Annotated in this window: 18 protein-coding genes; all 18 read right to left on the bottom strand. The window is 41.6% G+C overall.

Translation table 11 applies throughout. The features are described from left to right. Nucleotides 1–17 precede the first annotated feature (17 nt). Nucleotides 18–926: a tyrosine recombinase XerC gene (gene xerC / locus EKQ44_RS03085; RefSeq protein ID WP_237662038.1), complete on the bottom strand. Its 909-nt coding sequence runs from the start codon at nt 924–926 to the stop codon at nt 18–20. Between the two features lie 64 nt (nt 927–990). Further along, complete coding sequence (gene trmFO, locus EKQ44_RS03080; protein WP_237662037.1) at nt 991–2,289, bottom strand: FADH(2)-oxidizing methylenetetrahydrofolate--tRNA-(uracil(54)-C(5))-methyltransferase TrmFO; 1,299 nt, start codon at nt 2,287–2,289, stop codon at nt 991–993. Between the two features lie 301 nt (nt 2,290–2,590). Further along, complete coding sequence (gene topA / locus EKQ44_RS03075; protein WP_237662036.1) at nt 2,591–4,669, bottom strand: type I DNA topoisomerase; 2,079 nt, start codon at nt 4,667–4,669, stop codon at nt 2,591–2,593. A gap of 635 nt (nt 4,670–5,304) precedes the next feature. Next, complete coding sequence (dprA, locus tag EKQ44_RS03070) at nt 5,305–6,192, bottom strand: DNA-processing protein DprA (RefSeq protein ID WP_237662035.1); 888 nt, start codon at nt 6,190–6,192, stop codon at nt 5,305–5,307. 77 nt (nt 6,193–6,269) lie between these two features. Further along, the gene (sucD, locus tag EKQ44_RS03065) at nt 6,270–7,172 is read right to left on the bottom strand and encodes a succinate--CoA ligase subunit alpha (protein ID WP_168863802.1); all 903 of its coding nucleotides are present in this window, start codon (nt 7,170–7,172) and stop codon (nt 6,270–6,272) included. Between the two features lie 18 nt (nt 7,173–7,190). Then, nucleotides 7,191–8,351 carry an ADP-forming succinate--CoA ligase subunit beta gene (gene sucC / locus EKQ44_RS03060; RefSeq protein ID WP_237662034.1) on the bottom strand — a complete coding sequence of 387 codons (1,161 nt, stop codon included), beginning with the start codon at nt 8,349–8,351 and terminating at the stop codon, nt 7,191–7,193. Nucleotides 8,352–8,577: 226 nt separating this feature from the next. Then, complete coding sequence (locus EKQ44_RS03055) at nt 8,578–8,874, bottom strand: EscU/YscU/HrcU family type III secretion system export apparatus switch protein (RefSeq protein WP_237662033.1); 297 nt, start codon at nt 8,872–8,874, stop codon at nt 8,578–8,580. Next, nucleotides 8,871–9,983, bottom strand: coding sequence for a primosomal protein N' (locus tag EKQ44_RS03050; protein ID WP_237662032.1), 1,113 nt, complete (start codon nt 9,981–9,983; stop codon nt 8,871–8,873). The genes EKQ44_RS03055 and EKQ44_RS03050 overlap by 4 nt, the downstream gene beginning before the upstream one ends. Nucleotides 9,984–9,999: 16 nt before the next feature. Next, entirely contained in the window at nt 10,000–10,770 is a 771-nt protein-coding gene (locus EKQ44_RS03045; protein ID WP_237662031.1) for a ribonuclease HII, read from the bottom strand. Between the two features lie 53 nt (nt 10,771–10,823). Beyond that, entirely contained in the window at nt 10,824–11,681 is an 858-nt protein-coding gene (gene ylqF, locus EKQ44_RS03040) for a ribosome biogenesis GTPase YlqF (protein ID WP_237662030.1), read from the bottom strand. Between the two features lie 311 nt (nt 11,682–11,992). Further along, nucleotides 11,993–12,544: a signal peptidase I gene (lepB, locus tag EKQ44_RS03035; RefSeq protein ID WP_237662029.1), complete on the bottom strand. Its 552-nt coding sequence runs from the start codon at nt 12,542–12,544 to the stop codon at nt 11,993–11,995. Nucleotides 12,545–12,705: 161 nt separating this feature from the next. Continuing rightward, nucleotides 12,706–13,050, bottom strand: a complete 345-nt coding sequence (gene rplS / locus EKQ44_RS03030) for a 50S ribosomal protein L19 (RefSeq protein ID WP_237662028.1) — start codon at nt 13,048–13,050, stop codon at nt 12,706–12,708. A gap of 121 nt (nt 13,051–13,171) precedes the next feature. Next, nucleotides 13,172–13,921 (bottom strand): tRNA (guanosine(37)-N1)-methyltransferase TrmD, encoded by a 750-nt coding sequence (gene trmD, locus EKQ44_RS03025; protein ID WP_237662027.1) that lies wholly within the window; start codon nt 13,919–13,921, stop codon nt 13,172–13,174. 1 nt (nt 13,922) lies between these two features. Continuing rightward, entirely contained in the window at nt 13,923–14,441 is a 519-nt protein-coding gene (rimM, locus tag EKQ44_RS03020; protein ID WP_237662026.1) for a ribosome maturation factor RimM, read from the bottom strand. Nucleotides 14,442–14,578: 137 nt separating this feature from the next. Then, complete coding sequence (locus EKQ44_RS03015) at nt 14,579–14,809, bottom strand: KH domain-containing protein (protein ID WP_237662025.1); 231 nt, start codon at nt 14,807–14,809, stop codon at nt 14,579–14,581. An 8-nt stretch (nt 14,810–14,817) separates the two neighbouring features. Continuing rightward, nucleotides 14,818–15,090, bottom strand: coding sequence for a 30S ribosomal protein S16 (gene rpsP / locus EKQ44_RS03010; protein ID WP_010193419.1), 273 nt, complete (start codon nt 15,088–15,090; stop codon nt 14,818–14,820). A 118-nt stretch (nt 15,091–15,208) separates the two neighbouring features. After that, on the bottom strand, nt 15,209–16,555 hold the full coding sequence (ffh, locus tag EKQ44_RS03005; RefSeq protein WP_237662024.1) for a signal recognition particle protein: 1,347 nt from the start codon (nt 16,553–16,555) through the stop codon (nt 15,209–15,211). A gap of 12 nt (nt 16,556–16,567) precedes the next feature. Then, a complete protein-coding gene (locus EKQ44_RS03000; RefSeq protein ID WP_237662023.1) occupies nt 16,568–16,906 on the bottom strand; it encodes a putative DNA-binding protein in 339 nt (112 codons plus the stop codon). Nucleotides 16,907–17,121: the final 215 nt, after the last annotated feature.

Genomic DNA, 17,121 nt, shown 5'->3' with positions numbered 1-17,121 from the left:
GACCCTCCGTTCGATCCTCATGCACGAGGATGAAATTGATTATACGTTTTTTGTAGATGTTCTTTTGACACATGTGTGTAAATCTGTGTGGATGATAGGCTGGCATGTCCAAGCAGTTCTTGAACCACACGAAGATCTGCCCCTTCATTCAGCATATGTGTAGCAAAGGTATGTCGAAGCATATGCGGACTAATATGTAAGGTGGTGCATGCTTGTTTTACCAAATCATTCAGGACGACCCTAACCCCACGTGGAGTTAGTGCGCCACCCCGAAAATTGAGAAACAGATGCTTAGTCGGGGTTGATACTTTCTGCTTTTCAAGCAGTGTTCTGCGCCCATCCTCCATATAGGTTTTCAATGCATCCTGCGCAAAACTGCCAAAAGGAACATAGCGTTGTTTGTTTCCTTTTCCAGTAACAAGGATGGTACCTACTTGAAAATCGATGTCCTGTACTTGTATGTGACAACATTCACTTATTCGGATACCTGTAGCATAAAGCAATTCAAGCAAGGCTTGATTCCTTTGTCCGAGAGGTGTGGAAAGATCGGAAGCAGCAAACAATTTCTCCAACTCTTCGCTATACAAAAACTGCGGTAGACGCTTTTCCTGCTTTGGTAACGAAACCACGGTAAAGGGATTATGATCCACTTTTTCCTCACGAAGCAGATACTTATAAAAGCTTCGCAAACTGGAGGTCTTCCTTGCAACCGTTTTTCTTGCATATTTCTTTTGATGTAGCTTGGTCAAATACAAACGTGCTTCTGTATGAGTGACTTCATTGATGCTTGAAATGGCTTCCTCTTTCATAAAATCAAAAAAATCTTCAATATCCTTTTGATAAAATACAACAGTATATTTTGAATAGTTTTTCTCAATTTGTAAATATTCCAGAAAAGAAATTAACGAAACGTTAACATTTTGCATACTTATCACCTCACAAGGGCTACTAAATATTATCACAATTTAGTAGCCCTTGCAATTAATTTGATTAATTTTTTACAAAATTCTGAATTGTTTCCAACGCTCTCCTAGCATGAGCTTCATTGCGTTCCTGCTTGTTCTTGATTTTCTTCGGAAGCTCCGGGAAAAGACCGAAGTTTGCATTCATCGGCTGGAAGTTCTTCGCATTTGTAGTAGTAATATAGTTCGCCATGCTTCCAATGGCAGTTTCCTTAGGAAAGACAAGTGGCTCAAGTCCTTGTACGAGACGCGCAGCATTTAACCCTGCTACAAGTCCCGATGCAGCAGACTCCACATACCCTTCCACACCCGTCATTTGTCCAGCAAAGAACAAGTCTTCCCTTGCCTTGAATTGATAGGTTGGCTTTAGGAGGTTTGGAGAATTAATGAAGGTGTTTCGGTGCATCACACCATATCGCACAATTTCCGCATTTTCCAAACCTGGTATTAAACGGATCACTTCTTTTTGAGGCCCCCACTTTAAATGTGTCTGAAAACCAACAATGTTATACAAAGTCCCAGCAGCATCGTCTTGACGAAGCTGAACTACCGCATATGGGCGTTTATCCGTTTTAGGGTCTTCGAGCCCCACTGGTTTCATAGGTCCGAACAGCATTGTTTTCTTTCCGCGGTTAGCCATTACTTCGATCGGCATGCAACCTTCAAAGAAGATTTCCTTTTCGAACTCTTTTAAAGGGACTGTCTCCGCCTCTACTAATGCATTGTAGAAACGATCAAACTGTTCTTCTGTCATCGGGCAGTTTAAGTATGCCGCTTCCCCTTTATCGTATCTGGATTTCAAATACACAATATCCATGTTGATGCTGTCTTTTTCAATAATCGGTGCAGCTGCATCATAGAAATAAAGGTATTCTTCCCCTGTTAATGAACGAAGCTGGTCGGATAGTGATTTGGAAGTCAGTGGTCCAGTTGCAATGATGGTCGGCCCTTCTGGGATCTGATCCATTTCTTCATTGAATACCGTCACGTTGGGGTGTTCTTTGACCCGTTCGGTTACTTTAGCAGCAAATTCATGCCTGTCCACTGCTAGGGCACCGCCAGCTGGTACGGCGCAGTCATCTGCGGAGCGTATGATGACGGAATCCAATATCCGCATTTCTTCTTTTAATACTCCTACTGCATTGGTCAGATTGTTGGCACGAAGCGAATTCGAGCAAACAAGCTCAGCAAATTTATCTGTATGATGAGCAGGCGTTTGTTTCACCGGTCGCATTTCATAAAGGTTAACTTGGATCCCTTTGTTAGCCAGCTGCCATGCAGCTTCACTGCCTGCAAGGCCGGCACCGATTACATTAACTGTTGTCATTACTAAATTCCTCCAAATACAAGATATTAATTTGATAGGCTCTGTTAAACAACGCTGTTGATTTTCGCAAATGGCTTCGCTTATCCAGGGCGACCTTGAGCCTCCACGGGCATAGCCCTGTTGAGTCTAAACAGTATCGCTACTCCCCCGCAGAGGTCTTCGCCCTTTACTCCAATCAACAGTTAGAAGATTCTTTTAAGATTACATCCCAAAAACTGAGCCTATATAATTTTACAAAGGAAAAAGGGCTGACATAACCGCATGTGTGTCAGGCCCCTATACCCATCCTACTGTTTAACGCTTATCCTTGCGGTTCTTCTTTATAGTCACATTCTACGCATTGTACCTGTACACCTTTTTTAAGCTTTTTCTCCACCAATAAGGACTCGCACTTCGGACATTTTCTGGCGATTGGCTTATCCCATGAGAGGAACTCACAAGAAGGATACTGGTCACAACCATAGAATATACGTTTCTTCTTACTTTTTCTTTCCACAATGTTCCCTTTTTCACACTTGGGACAAGGGACACCGATATCTTTTACAATCGGTTTGGTATTACGACAGTCTGGAAAATTGGAACATGCCATGAACTTACCGTATCTTCCCATTTTGAACACCATTTCATGACCGCATAGTTCGCAATCCTCACCGGCTGGTTCATCCTTGATCTCGATTTCTTCCATTTCCTGTTCCGCTTTTTCAAGTCGTTTGGCAAACTCGTGATAAAAACCGTCTATTATATCGACCCAGTTAACTTTCCCATCCTCCACATTATCCAAATTGGTTTCAAGGTCCGCTGTAAATTCCACATTGATGATTTCAGGGAAGAATTCCAGGATAAGTTGAATAACGATCTCCCCAAGCTCGGTTGGGACAAATCGTTTATTATCCAAAGCCACATAGCCCCGCTTTTGAATAGTATCAAGCGTTGGAGCATATGTTGATGGTCTGCCTATGCCCAATTCTTCAAGCGTCCTAACTAATCTCGCTTCGGTATACCTTGGCGGTGGTTGAGTGAAATGTTGCTTGGGATCGATATCTTTCGAAAAGACTGTATCTCCTTTTTCCAAAGGAGGCAAAAGGTTTTCCTTTTCTTCCTGCTGATCATCATTACCTTCCACATATACTTTCATAAAGCCAGCGAACTTGACGGTGGAACCTGTTGCACGGAATTGGACATTGTTTTGTATAAGATCCACACTAACTGTATCCAAGATGGCTGGAGCCATTTGACTTGCGACAAAACGTTCCCAAATCAATTTATATAGGCGATACTGATCTCTTGACAGATATTCTTTGATAGACAAAGGGTCTTTCATTGTAGAAGTAGGACGTATCGCTTCATGGGCATCTTGTGCATTGCTTTTTTTCGTCTCTTTTCTCTCTTCTTTGGAGACAAATTGATTGCCATAGGTTTTTTCGATATACTCCACCGCTTCTTTTTTGGCTGTTTCAGAAATACGTGTGGAATCTGTACGCATATAAGTAATGAGACCTACCGTTCCTTCTTTGCCCAGCTCAATTCCCTCGTACAACTGCTGTGCCATCATCATCGTTTTCTTTGCACGGAAATTCAGCTTACGTGCTGCTTCCTGTTGCAGAGAAGAAGTAATGAAAGGTAGGGCTGGATTTCGTTTTCTTTCCTTTTTGGTTACACTTTTCACTTCAAATGCATTGCCATCCAGCTTTCCTAATACATCTTTTACTTCCGCTTCTGACTTTAGTTCCGTCTTTTTACCATCTATCCCATAAAAGTTTGCTTCAAATTCCTTGGACTTTCCTGTAAGGAATGAACTTTTTATGGACCAATATTCTTCTGGAATAAAAGCATTTATTTCTTGTTCTCTTTCAATCACAAGTCTGACTGCGACGGATTGAACCCGACCTGCACTTAATCCCTTTTTCACTTTCTTCCATAGTAAAGGACTGATATTGTATCCAACAAGACGATCAAGGATCCTTCTTGCCTGTTGGGCATCCACCACATCCAAATTGATTGGTCTAGGATGCTTAAAGGACTCTTTAATGGCATCTTTGGTGATCTCATTAAACACTACTCTGCAGTCTGAAGTGATGTCGATATCCAAACTGTGGGCGAGATGCCAAGCAATCGCTTCCCCTTCACGATCCGGGTCAGCCGCGAGAAAGATTTTCTTCGCTTTTTTAGCTGCGGTCTTGAGCTCTTTCAGTACAGGTCCTTTACCTCGGATGGTGATATACTTTGGTTCAAACTCATGATCCACATTCACACCCATTTGGCTTTTAGGAAGATCTCTTACATGTCCCATGGATGCTTTTACTTTATATTTTTTTCCTAGATAACGTTCAATCGTTTTCGCTTTCGCTGGTGATTCCACAATAACTAAGTAATCTGACATTCAATAATCCTCCTCAAGAGGGTAAATTCTTAGAAAAAACATGGTGTAGCGTTTTCTCAAAGTTTTTAGCTTCTATGTTTAATTTTTACTTATGTTTAGGTTTAGTGCATTCTATTCCAGTGGTTCTCTTAAAGCAACCTAGCTGTTGAATGAAGCAATAGGCGAAGACTCCTAAAGGAGATAGCGTTTAGGGGAGACCCCGCAGGCCCAAGCCGAGGAGGCTCCCCAAACGCCCCTAGGAAAGCGAAGCCTAGTGCGATAATCAACAACGGTTTTTATTAGAGCCATTCCATTAGAAATCTTCACCATTATCAAATATTATGTAACACTTTGTCAAACAGGACTGTATGTATTTATTCTATTTTCCTAGTTTCCCATTCCATAAACATTACGTTAAACCTTATGTACTATATGTAGACACAGAATGTACTTTATATACTTGACTTCCATAACTTTTGTGTGCAGTCCATGAAAGTGAGTTTATATAATGAAGGAAATAAAAAAGGTACAATCCGCAATATCATTGTACCCTATAATAATATAGACATATATTCATTTGTAAAGTGAAAATCAAAAATTCTATTAAAAAAGTGAAAGTTTTTTGTCACTTTTTTGTAATTTATTTGAATTTTATTTCAATTAACCAATTTACCGCCCTTCAGCTCTTCAAGAATATCATTTGTATCTGCAACGAGCTTTGCGCCTTGCTTTATCAAAGAATTCGTCCCTTTTGAGGTCTCCGAGAGAATTGATCCTGGCACAGCAAATACCTCTCTTCCCTGCTCCATCGCCTGATCGGCGGTTATGAGGGACCCGCTTTTCTCTTTGGCCTCGACCACAATCACCCCTTCACTTAATCCGCTAATAATACGGTTTCTCATCGGGAAATTCCATTTTGTTGGAGCAGTATATGGAGGGTATTCAGAAAGGAGGAGATGATATTGAGACATAAAATCTGCAATTTTCTTATGCTCTTTGGGGTAAATGTTAAATATTCCACTTCCAAGAACAGCAATCGTATTCCCCTTCATTTTCATCGCGAGACAATGGGCATGAATGTCTACCCCTTTGGCCAACCCACTAACTATCGTGAAATTCTCACTTATAAGTGGGGGTATCAATGATTGCAACGCCTCACTCCCATAGGATGACATTTTCCTTGCGCCTACCATCCCTAGCATCCTAGTATTCAATAAGTGATGGTTGCCTTTCAGATATAATACAAGAGGGGGATCGTAGATTTCTTTTAAAAGGGAAGGGTATTCATGATCGAATATGGTAATCAGGCGGATATTTTGCGCCTTGTATATGGAATGAAGTTTAGACATGTTATTTATTCTTATGTACTGGTGGATTGCTTCTGCCTGTTGGTGGGTGATGGAGAATAAGGAAGCCATATCTGATGGGGTGTACTTATAAAGATTTTCTAGTGTAGGGTCGTGTCTGAGAAGGTGTCTTATAGATTTGCAGCTTAGTCGGGGACAATGGTGAAGGGTTATTAATCTTTCTTTCAACAATTGCATATATCGATGCACCTCTTCCGCTTTTATTTAAACAGAAATAGGGATAGTCTGAATTGACTATCCCACTTTCATGTCTATCAGTGTGTTTTACATTTGTCGTAAATGCCTTGTTCCTTGATGACTTTAATAAGTGTTTCTCCCATAACGGATGGAGTATCCGCTACTTCTATGCCACACTCATTCATCACACGGATCTTCTCATCTGCAGTACCTTTACCGCCGGAGATGATTGCTCCCGCGTGACCCATACGCTTACCAGGAGGTGCAGTACGGCCGCCGATGAAGCCAACAACAGGTTTTGTCATGTTCTCTTTTACCCAAAGAGCAGCTTCTTCTTCAGCTGTTCCACCGATTTCACCGATCATGATAACCGCATACGTATCTTCATCTTCATTGAATGCTTTTAATACATCAATGAAATCCGTACCGTTAACCGGGTCTCCACCGATACCTACTGCTGTAGATTGACCGATACCTTCTTGAGATAATTGGTGAACCGCTTCGTACGTTAATGTACCAGAACGGGAAACAACCCCAACATGGCCTTTTGTATGGATATATCCAGGCATGATTCCGATTTTGCACTCACCTGGTGTGATGACGCCAGGGCAGTTAGGACCAACAAGACGTGTCTTTTTCCCTTCCATATAACGCTTCACTTTTACCATATCAAGTACAGGAATATGCTCTGTAATACAAATAGCCAAGTCAAGATCTGAATCTACCGCTTCCATGATCGCATCAGCTGCGAATGGAGCAGGTACATAAATAACAGATGCATTAGCACCAGTAGCTTTAACAGCTTCTTCTACTGTATTGAATACAGGTACACCTTCAACTTCAGTGCCACCTTTTCCAGGTGTAACCCCACCAACGATTTGTGTGCCATACTCAAGCATTTGCTTTGTATGGAACAACGCTGTGGAACCAGTAATACCTTGTACGATTACTTTTGTATCTTTATTAATGAATACACTCATGAATGTCCCCTGCCTTTCTTATCCTACTTGCGCTACGATTTTTTGTGCACCATCAGCCATGGATTCTGCTGCCACGATATTTAAGCCAGACTCACGTAAGATTTGTTTACCTAAATCTACGTTTGTACCTTCCAAACGTACTACTAAAGGTACTTCAAGTCCAACTTGCTTCGCTGCTTCCACAACACCTGTAGCAATGATGTCACATTTCATAATTCCACCGAAAATGTTTACGAAAATACCTTTTACATTATCATCAGAAAGGATAATTTTGAAAGCTTCTGTCACTTTCTCAGCAGTTGCTCCGCCCCCAACGTCCAGGAAGTTAGCAGGGTCTCCACCATAATGCTTGATGATATCCATCGTTGCCATCGCAAGACCGGCACCATTTACCATGCATCCGATGTTTCCATCAAGTGAAATGTAGCTAAGATCGTATTTGGAAGCTTCGATTTCTTTTGCATCTTCTTCTTCCAGATCACGGTACTCAAGGATATCTTTGTGACGGTATAATGCATTAGAATCGAAGTTCAATTTCGCATCAAGAGCCATTACGTTCCCGTCGCCAGTCACCACAAGTGGATTGATCTCAGCGATCGAACAATCTTTTTCCACAAAAGCTGTATATAGTCCCATCATGAACTTAACTGCTTTTCCAACCAATTCCTTTGGAATATTGATGTTGAACGCGATACGGCGTGCTTGATAGCCAGTAAGACCTACAACTGGATCAATCACTTCTTTGAAGATTTTTTCTGGCGTTTGCTCTGCCACTTCTTCAATTTCTGTTCCGCCTTCTTCAGATGCCATCAATACAACTCGGGAAGTTGCACGATCTAATACAAGTCCGATGTAGTATTCCTTCTTGATGTCGCACCCTTCTTCGATAAGTAAGCGTTTTACTTCCTTACCTTCAGGACCCGTTTGGTGAGTAATTAACGTTTTGCCTAGGATTTCACCCGCATATTCACGAACTTCATCCAAGTTCTTGGCAACTTTCACTCCGCCCGCTTTACCGCGGCCACCAGCGTGAATTTGCGCCTTCACTACACAAACTTGTGTTCCTAACTCTTTTGCAGCCTCTACTGCTTCTTCAACAGTAAATGCTACGCGGCCGTTCGGAACAGCTACCCCGTATTTTCTGAGGATCTCTTTTCCTTGATATTCATGGATATTCATTTCCCATCCTCCAATCTTATGTATAACAGAACATTATTTAAAAATAGACTGCGCTTTCATTTTATTAAATGCGCTAACAAATGTCTACCTTTCTGCAAAAATATTATACTATTTTCAAAAAATTAATAGATTGACATCTGAATATGTCGACAAAAACAACTAATAGCGCAAAAAAGAGTGTAATTTGACAGATAATTCAAACTTCTTTCATTATGCTAAAAAACTTTCACGTGGTTTTATTCACATTCTTTTTTGCTTCTTCATGGAGGTTGTAAACATAAGCCAGGATCTCTGCTACCACTTCGTACAACTCTTCAGGTATGGTTTCATTCAGATCCAGTTCCATCAAGATTTCCAAAAGTGCTTTATCCTCCTGGACCGGAATATTATGTTTACTTGCCTCTACCAATATATTTTCCGCAATAATCCCTGCACCTTTCGCCTTCACAACAGGCGCAGTTGTTTTTGCTTGGTCATATTTTATAGCAACTGCTTTTTTCCTCTTGTTTAGGTGTTCTTTCATATTTTCATATCCAATCCCTTCTCAATAGGATGAAGAATTGCCTTCAGAAAATCAACAGGTATGCCCGGGGTTTCATCCTGCTCCTTCCACTCCGGTTTAATGGCGCTTAAAGTAAAACCTTTAGCGGTTAGGCTCTTCCTAAGGAGCGGTGAGCTTCTTTCTAACAATTCCTCCATGCCCTTATAGGAATGTTGTAAGGAAATACTGACCACTTTTTGTTGTATGAATACATCCACCATCACAGAAGAAAATACAGGCATATCTAACATAAAGACGACACGACAATAATCCGGATCAAGCATTTCATCTTTTTTCTTCGAGCTTAAATGTACATACCATTCCTTCGCTTCTTCATGCATTTTGATCGGGAGTGGTAAAAAAACATGATGAAGGTTTCCTTCTTCTCTTGAAAGCAGTTGGAAACTGGTCATTCTGGAAAGGAGCTGTGTGATTGCAGCTTTCTCTTCAGGTGTTTCCACTTGTTGTAAATAATTCATCAATAAAGGCTTTAACCGTTCCATTTTTCCCTCTGAAAAAGGCTGCCCCTGCCTCATCAAGTCACTTAGACCTTTTTCAAAGTCTAGATCCAGCAAGGACAATGCATGCCTGATAAATTGCAACGCTTCGTTTTTTGTATGGATTGTTAGCGGTTGTTGCATCTGTTGGATGACATCCATAAGCTTTTGCTGTGCAGATGTAGGTAGGGTTATGTTCCGGAGACTTGTTTCCACTTTTGCAAGTGTCTGTAAGGTTGTCTCTTTATCAGCTAAACTTGATAGTATCATTTGCAACTTTTCAGGGATGTTTGTGATTCCGGTCCGGCCAGAAAGCATTTTCAGTAACTCTATGGCCCTCTCCTTATCAACCGGTGGCAGGCGATCTATCACCGATACAAGATCTTTAATAGTGCCATTAGGCATATGATCCCCTTTTTGTGAAACTATTGCCTGAATGCGTTCCTGAGTTGTTTGAGGAGGTGCTGATTTCTCCGTTGATAAGGCAGAGGTCATAACACCAGTATCTTTTTCAACTAATGAAGGAGACCTGTTGAATGAAGACATATTTTGTTTAGCAGTAACTTTATGCTGCATTAATTGCCAGATGTTCATAGCTAACTCCTTTTTCTCAGTCCACCATTTCTTTTACCGGTGAAAATGATTGACGGTGTTCTCTGGTCACCCCTATTTCATGTAAAGCAAGAAGATGCTCCTGTGTACCATACCCCATATTCTTTTCAAATCCATACTGCGGAAATTCTTGTGCAAGCTCTTTCATGTATGTATCCCTTGTCTCTTTTGCCAACACAGATGCTGCAGCAATGGATATGCTTGTTGCATCCCCTTTTATAATGGAGGTCTGCTCCATGTCCAGATCCAACTTCATCGCATCAATCAAAAGATGGTCGGGTTTGTGGTGGAGATTTCCCACCGCTTCCATCATCGCAAGCTTTGTCGCTTCATAAATATTGACTTCATCGATTCTTTTGGAATCTATCATGCCTATCCCGTAGCTGATAGCATGTTCTTTGATATAGTGGAAAAAGTGTTCCCTTTTCTGCGTACTCAGCTTCTTAGAGTCAGTAAGTCCCGGCAGGTAAAAATCTTTCGGTAGAATGACGGCAGCAGCTATCACTGGACCTGCAAGGGGACCGCGTCCCACTTCGTCGATTCCAGCGATATACTGGCACCCGCTTTCCCAAAGAAGACGTTCATATTTTTTCATATCTTCAAACTGTTGGAGAAGCTGCTCCTTTTCCAACCTTCTCTTTTCCCACCTTTTCAGAAGGGCTTGGACGCCTTTCCGCTCGTCTTCTCTGATGGATAGAAGGAAAGGGTCTTTTTCACTTTCAATTCCAACAAGCTTTCTCTCTATATCTTTTATCGACTTTTTTTCCATGTTTTTAACTCCATTTCCCCAAAAGAAAAAGGCTGCATGATAACAGCCTCTTCCTAAAGTTTTTCCGGTCTTTCCAAACTGAGCTTGCCTAGTTTCTCGGAACGGATCTCCCGTATAATCAACTCTGCGGTTTTATCATAATCGATTAGCCCACCGCTCATCTTACACCCGCGTTTAGAGCCTATCGCATCAAAGAGTTCCACGATATCTACTGGTATTTCTTCTAGTCCATATCGGTCTTTCAATCGCTCCGGATATGCGTCTGTCAAGAACCTTAGGGCAAATACGGCAATATCTTGAAGATTGATTATCGTATCTTTGATCGCACCAGTTGTCGCTAAGCGATAGCCGACCTCCTGATCCTCGAATTTTGGCCAGAGAATTCCAGGTGTATCGAGCAACTCCAGTTCCTTTCCAACCTTCACCCATTGCTGGGCTTTGGTAACACCGGGTCTATCGCCGGTTTGAGCTATGTTTTTCTTGGCAAGCCTATTGATCAACGTTGACTTACCAACGTTCGGGATACCTACTATCAACGCCCTGATTGCTCTTGGCCTGATACCGCGTGACTGCATTTTATCGAATTTTTCTTTCAGCAATTCTTTTGATAAGGTAGCAATCTGCTGAATCCCTTTACCTGTCTGCGAATCAATTGCTATTGCTTTAGTGGTGGAACCAGGCAGATTGAAATACTCCAGCCACTCTCTCGTGACTTTTGCATCTGCCATATCCGCTTTATTCAAAAGAATGATCCGCGGCTTATTGGAGATGATTTCATCGATCATCGGGTTCCGGGATGATACCGGAATACGAGCATCCACCAGCTCGTATACGATATCAATCAATTTGAGTTTTTCTGTCACCTGTCTGCGGGCTTTTGCCATATGCCCTGGAAACCATTGTATTGTCATGGGAATTGCCTCCTGAAGTCCTTGCACAATTAAAGCTATTTTTAGTATCAGCCAAAGGCCGCTGTTGAATTCCACCCTGGGCTTCACCCAACAGCTGATTGCTGCTTATCATATAATAGTTATGGCTGTTTTCGTAAACTTTGTTACTTTTTCGTATTCATATATAAACCGTTATTTTCCTTACTGTCTTGCTCTTTTCCCTACTGAACTTTAAAATACTACTTGCAACCTTTATAGTATTTAATCAATAAAAAGTCCAATTGCCGACTTTTCACAAGAAAATAGCAACAAACTTTGAGAAAAGAGCCTATTTATTTTACCCTTCGCAAATCTGAAATTGGCCAGTACACAATATTTGTTTTCCCTAATACTTCTTCTTGGGGAACGGTGCCAATATGGCGTCCATCTCTACTGAACCTGCGATTATCGCCCAGTACAAAGATATGTCCTTCTGGTACGACTTTATGACCTGTCTTTTCTTCCAATGTGAAATCCTCTGTCAATGGACCATCTGGGTATTGCGCCTTAAATTCATCAAGGTACGGTTCATCATATGCCTTTCCATTGATATAAAGCACATCGTCCCGGTACTCCACTTCATCACCAGGCAAGCCGATGACACGTTTGATATAGTCCTTGTCCACTGTGGCATGAAAAACAACAATATCAAAACGCTCCGGTTCACCGATTTTGTAGCCAATTTTATTTACAATCATTCTATCCTGATCATGAAGGGTCGGCATCATGGAATCACCATCCACCACAATCGGGGCAAAAAAGAAATAACGAATTGCTGCTGCAAGAATTATCGCGATAGCTAACGCTTTGATCCATTCCCATAGCTCATTTTTAGAACCTGCCATATTTGTTCCTCCGCCGTTTGCATTATGTTTCTCGCATGTCCGAGAATCTATATGTACCATTTATTCTATTATATACTTTGTATATGCAGATGGAAAACCAATAGCCTGTTTGGATTTTTTTTAGTAAAAAAAGAGAGCTTGTCACCAAGCTCCCCTTTCTATTATCGAATTTCTTTAATACGCGCTTTTTTACCACGTAATGCACGTAGATAGTAAAGTTTCGCACGACGTACTTTACCACGACGAACAACATCGATTCCCTCAATCTTTGGAGAATGTACAGGGAATGCACGCTCTACACCAACACCGTAAGAGATCTTACGAACTGTGAATGTTTCGCTGATACCGCCACCACGACGCTTGATTACTACTCCTTCATACACCTGAATACGCTCACGTGTACCCTCTACAACCCTAACGTTAACACGTACAGTGTCACCAGGACGGAAAGAAGGAAGATCAGTTTTCAACTGCTCTTGAGTAATTTCTTGAATTAGTTTTTGCATAGTTTTCTACTCCTTTTCCACAGATGCTCATACCATACTTGTTTGATGCAGCGGAACATCGTTTTTAGACATAGCAATAGCTAAGTCACAAAGAGTATAATAGCATATTGACCGAATAAAATCAATATGACTTATCCTCTTTTTTAATTTCTTGTAACCACTCTTGCTGTTCTTCCGTCAACGGATATTGATCGAATAGGTCTGGCCTTCTGCTCCAAGTTCTTCTTAATGACTCTTTCGTCCGCCATTCATCTATATGTGCATGGTTTCCTGAAAGAAGGACATCCGGAACCCTCATTCCCCGAAAATCAGCAGGTCTTGTATAATGAGGGTGTTCAAGAAGGCCGGTACTGAAGCTGTCTTGTTCATGGGATGCCGCTTTTCCTAAAACATCCGGCAAAAGACGAACCACACTATCCACAATCACCATGGATGCCAACTCCCCACCTGTCAGGACATAGTCACCGATGGAAATCTCATCTGTCACTATATGCTCTCTTATCCGCTCATCATAGCCTTCATAATGCCCACAAATGAAGATCAGGTGCTCTTCTTTTGCAAGCTCCTCCGCTTTTTTCTGGGAATAGCGTTCTCCCTGGGGACACATAAGGATAACGCGGGGCTTTTTAACGGAAGATTGAGCTTCTGTAAGGGATAGTACGGCGTCAAAGATGGGCTGGGCTTTCAATACCATTCCCGCTCCGCCCCCATAGGGATAATCATCCACCGTTTTATGCTTGTTATCCGCAAACTCCCGGAAGTCTGACACGTTATATTCCACTGCACCTTTTTCGGCAGCTTTTTTTAAGATGGAAGATTCCAACACCCCTTTGAACATTTCAGGGAAAATGGAGAGAATATCAATTTTCATATTAGAACAGCCCCTCTAACGGCTCAATGATGATTGTTTTTTCCTTAACATCCACTTTCTTTACTACTTGATCGATATAGGGAATCAAAATGTCTTTCCCCTTTTTCGCCTTCACGACCCAGACATCGTTGGCACCAGGAGTCAAGACTTCCTTGACCATACCCAGCTCCTCCATACTTTCCTGAAGAATAACTTTGCAGCCGACGATTTCATGGAAATAATATTCGCCTTCTTCCAAGTCCCCAAGTTGATCTTCCGGAACTTTGACAATGGCACCTTTGAACTTCTCCACTTCATTTACATTATGGTAGCCTTCAAACGTAAGAAGATCAAATGATTTATGCACCCTTCTAGATGCTACCTTCACTTCAATAGGTTCCTTTTCATTTGGCATGAATAAATAAAGATGATTGCCCTTTTTATAACGTTCATCAGGAAAATCCGTTCTGGAAACAACACGCACCTCACCTTTTATGCCATGTGTATTGACCAGCTTACCTACATTGAACCATTTTGACATTTGTTGCACCTCCACGCGCAGCTTTCAACTATGCTATGTATCAATAGCGTACCCTTTTAAGGGGGCACTTAAAGCTTTTTAATGAGTGTTATTAATATTGTCCGACCATAAGAAAAGGGGAAGCTCGAAAGCCTCCCCTACTCCATAATCTCTAATTGCACTCGTTTATTCTCATGAGAGGCGGCAGCGAACAAGACTGTCCGGATTGCTTTCGCAATTCTACCCTGCTTGCCAATCACTTTCCCTAAATCATCTTGATGGACTGTAAGTTGATACGTAAGGGCATTACCTGTTTCCTTTTCCGTAACCACTACATTTTCTGGATGATCTACCAACGACGTCACAATTGTTTGGATTAATTCTGTCATTTTGCCTCTTACTTGCCTAATTTAGCATTGTGGAATTTTTCCATAATACCTTCGTTAGAGAAAAGGTTACGAACTGTGTCAGAAGGCTTCGCGCCATCTTGTAACCATTTAAGAGCTAGTTCTTCATTGATTTTAACTTCAGCTGGTTGCAATACAGGGTTGTATGTTCCAACTGTTTCAATGAAACGTCCATCACGAGGAGAACGAGAATCTGCTACTACAATACGATAGAATGGGGATTTTTTAGAACCCATACGTTTTAAACGAATTTTTACTGCCATTTAATATAGCACCTCCGAAAATATTTCACACAAGATAGTATGATAACAAGTAGTTACTTGTTTGTAAAGTGTTTTTTCTTGTCACTTCATTTATTAAGAGAAAAAATGGTGTGATTGCTTACATGAAAGGGAATTTGAAGCCGCCTTTTTTGCCTTTCCCTTTTTGCATGCTTGTCATCTGTTTCATCATTTTTTTCATCTCTTCAAATTGTTTAAGTAGGCGATTTACTTCCTGAATTGGTCGTCCGCTGCCTTTTGCTATCCGTTTTTTACGGCTAGCATTGATCAAATCTGGATTATCTTTCTCCGCTTTGGTCATCGATTGGATGATTGCCTCGACATGACCTATCTGCTTTTCATCCACCTGGACATTTTTTAAGCCCTTCATCTTGTTGGCTCCAGGAATCATTCCCAAAATCTCATCGAGCGGGCCCATGTTCCTGACTTGACCTAGTTGCTCTAAGAAATCATCAAACGTAAAGTTCATTGTACGCAGCTTCTGTTCAAGCTCCTTGGCTTTCTCTTCGTCCACGTTTGTCTGTGCTTTCTCAATCAGAGTAAGCACATCTCCCATACCTAATATACGGGAAGCCATACGTTCAGGATGGAAAGGTTCAATAGCATCCAACTTTTCTCCCATACCAATGAACTTGATAGGAGTATTCGTTACCGCCTTAACGGATAATGCCGCTCCACCACGGGTATCTCCATCCAGTTTGGTCAATACAACACCAGTCAAGCCCAGCTGTTCATTGAAGCTTTCCGCCACATTTACAGCATCTTGTCCTGTCATCGCATCCACTACAAGAAAGATTTCATCCGGGTTGGATAGCTCTTTTACCTGCTTCAGCTCGTCCATTAATGTCTCATCCACATGCAAGCGCCCCGCGGTATCGATCAGCACATAATCATGATGCTCATCTTTTGCTTTTTGGATGGCCTGCTTAGCGATTTCGACTGGACTAACCTGATCTCCTAAAGAGAAAACAGGCATGCTTAGTTGTTTCCCAAGTGTTTCAAGCTGTTTGATAGCTGCCGGTCGATAAATATCTGCCGCAACCAGAAGAGGCTTTCTATTGTGCTTTTTACGCAATAGGTTCGCAAGCTTTCCAGTTGTCGTCGTTTTACCAGCACCTTGAAGACCTACCATCATGATGACGGTCGGAGGTCGGCTGCTTACAGCGATTTTGCTTTGTTCCCCGCCCATAAGTGCGGTAAGTTCTTCTTTAACCACTTTGATAACTTGCTGACCGGGTGTAAGACTTTTCATGACTTCTTGTCCAACTGCACGCTCATTTACGCGTTTCACAAAGTCTTTTACTACTTTGAAGTTTACATCCGCTTCAAGTAAAGCCAATCGAACTTCACGCATCATTTCTTTAACGTCCTGCTCGCTTACCTTACCTTTCCCACGAATCTTCTGAATCGTATTTTGCAAACGGTCGGCTAAACCTTCAAATGCCATGTATGCCGCCCCCTAATCTAATTTCTCAAGCGACTCTATCAGCGCTGTAAGAGATTTGGCATTTGAGGTGTTATCCACCTTTTCTGCTTCATCCTTCAACTGCTGCAAAAGAGACTGCCGCTCTTGAAACTTTTGAAATAACAAAAGCTTTTCTTCATATTGCTCAAGCATCTGTTCTGTACGTTTTATGTTATCATACACTGCTTGACGACTTATGTTATATTCCTCTGCTATCTCACCAAGGGAGTGATCATCTAAGTAATACAAAGACATATAGCTTCGTTGCTTTGGTGTTAACAACGACTGATAGAAATCAAAAAGATAGTTCATTCTCGTTGTTTTTTCAAGCATCCTCTTCACTCTCCCTTGTTAAGTGAAATGCCTTTACAATAGATTAGTTTACAGGGTGGGATTGGGAATGTCAAGTTTTTTTCTTGACTTGGTAAACCTTAGGTTCATTTATACTTTTGGCTCTGTTAAACTCAACTGTTGATTTCAGCAAACGGCTTCGCTTTCCGCGGGGCGTTTGGGAAGCCTCCTCGGCTTGCGCCCAGGCCACTGAAAAA

The sequence above is a fragment of the Sutcliffiella horikoshii genome (assembly GCF_021991925.1).
Lineage (GTDB): Bacteria > Bacillota > Bacilli > Bacillales > Bacillaceae_I > Sutcliffiella_A > Sutcliffiella_A horikoshii_F.
This window is presented reverse-complemented; position numbering and strand designations above follow the sequence as displayed.